The organism is Mycobacterium sp. (assembly GCF_039583805.1).
Lineage (GTDB): Bacteria > Actinomycetota > Actinomycetes > Mycobacteriales > Mycobacteriaceae > Mycobacterium.
This window is the reverse complement of the sequence record NZ_JAVKSH010000148.1, coordinates 1-1,746: the sequence shown is the minus strand read 5'-3', so window position 1 is coordinate 1,746 and position 1,746 is coordinate 1. Positions and strand designations below refer to the sequence as shown.

The window sequence follows — 1,746 nt, the reverse complement described above, 5'->3', positions numbered from 1 at the left end:
CCGGTATCGGCCGTGGTGCGCACAGCCATCGCTCACGAACTGGCGCCACAACACGACGACGAGACCCGCGCACTCATCACCGCGTTACATGATCACAACCTCACTATCGTCAGAACGGCGAAGTGACTGCGGCCCAAAGGTTCATGGTCGAGCCCAGCGGATCGACGATGGCTTCGGGACCGGAATTGGGAGAAATATGTCCAACGCGCCCCGGGCGCTACGATGACGGGACTCGGGTGGTGCGCGCGGCCACCGATAAGCTGTCGGCAGTGTTTGCTCAGCGCGGCTCGCAGTTCGGCGTGGTTTCCCCGGAGCCGCCGCCGTGACGTCGAGGCCGGCGCACAGGCGTAAGCAGGTACGAGGGGTGGATGAGCGTGGACAGGACGGGTACGACACCGGTTGCCGTCGTCGGTATGGCGTGCCGTTTGCCGGGGGGCATCGACTCGCCTGATCGGCTGTGGGAGGCGTTGCTGCGCGGCGAGGACCTGGTCACCGAGGTCCCGCCCGAGCGCTGGGACGCCGACGAGTTCTACGACCCCGAGCCCGGCCTGCCCGGGCGGACGGTGTGCAAATGGGGCGCATTTCTGGACAATGTCGCCGACTTCGATCACGAGTTCTTCGGGATCGGCGAGAAGGAAGCGACGGCGATGGACCCGCAGCATCGCCTGCTGCTGGAAACCGCATGGGAGGCCCTCGAACACGCGGGTCTGGCCCCCGAGACGCTGAGCGGCGTGCAGACCGGCGTGTTCGTCGGGCTGATGCACGACGACTACCAGTTCGTGCACGCCGACGCCAACGCCTTGGCGGGGCCGTACGGGTACATGGGCAACAGCTTCGCCATGGGGTCCGGGCGCATCTCCTACGCGCTGGGCCTGCACGGTCCCGCGATCACCGTCGACACCGCGTGCTCGTCCGGCCTCACCGCCATCCACCTGGCCTGCCGCAGCCTGCAGGAGGGCGAAAGCGACGTTGCGCTGGCGGGCGGCGCCTCGGTGATGTTCGAACCCCGCAAAGTCGCCTCCGGGTCGGCCATCGGCATGCTGTCTCCGACCGGGCGTTGTCATGCGTTCGACGCCGCGGCCGACGGGTTCGTGCCCGGCGAGGGTTGCGTCGTGGTGACGCTCAAGCGGTTGCCGGATGCGCTGGCCGACGGCGACCGGGTGCTGGCCGTGGTGCGCGGCACGGCCGCCAACCAGGACGGTCACACCGTCAACATCGTGACACCGTCGGTGACCGCGCAGACCGCGGTCTACCGGGCGGCGCTGGCCGCCGCCGGCGTCGACCCCGCCGGCGTGGGCATGGTGGAGGCGCACGGCCCCGGCACCCCGGTCGGTGACCCGATCGAATACGAAAGCCTGGCCGCGGTATACGGCATCGACAACCCCTGCGCGCTGGGGTCGGTGAAAACCAACTTCGGGCACACCCAGTCGGCCGCCGGGGCGTTGGGGCTGATGAAGGCGGTGCTGGCGCTGCAGCACGGCGTGGTCCCACCCAATCTGCACTTCACCGGGATGCCCGACGAGTTCGCCCACGTGGAAACCAATCTCTTTGTGCCGCAAGCGATCACGCCGTGGCCGGGTGAGGCGGACGGGTCACCTCGTCGGGCGGCGGTGTCGTCCTACGGGTTCTCGGGCACCAACGTGCACGCGATCCTCGAACAAGCACCAGCACAAGCACCCGAAACCGAAGCGGCGCCGGATGCGCGACCGGCTGCGGCTGTCGACGGCGCGTTGGTGGTGCCGGTGT

General features: G+C 68.8%; 1 protein-coding gene. It reads left to right on the top strand.

What is annotated here, in order from left to right; translation table 11 throughout:
* Nucleotides 1-368 precede the first annotated feature (368 nt).
* Nucleotides 369-1,746 (top strand): polyketide synthase (locus ABDW21_RS15770; RefSeq protein ID WP_343710708.1); only part of this gene is annotated, 1,378 nt, incomplete at its 3' end.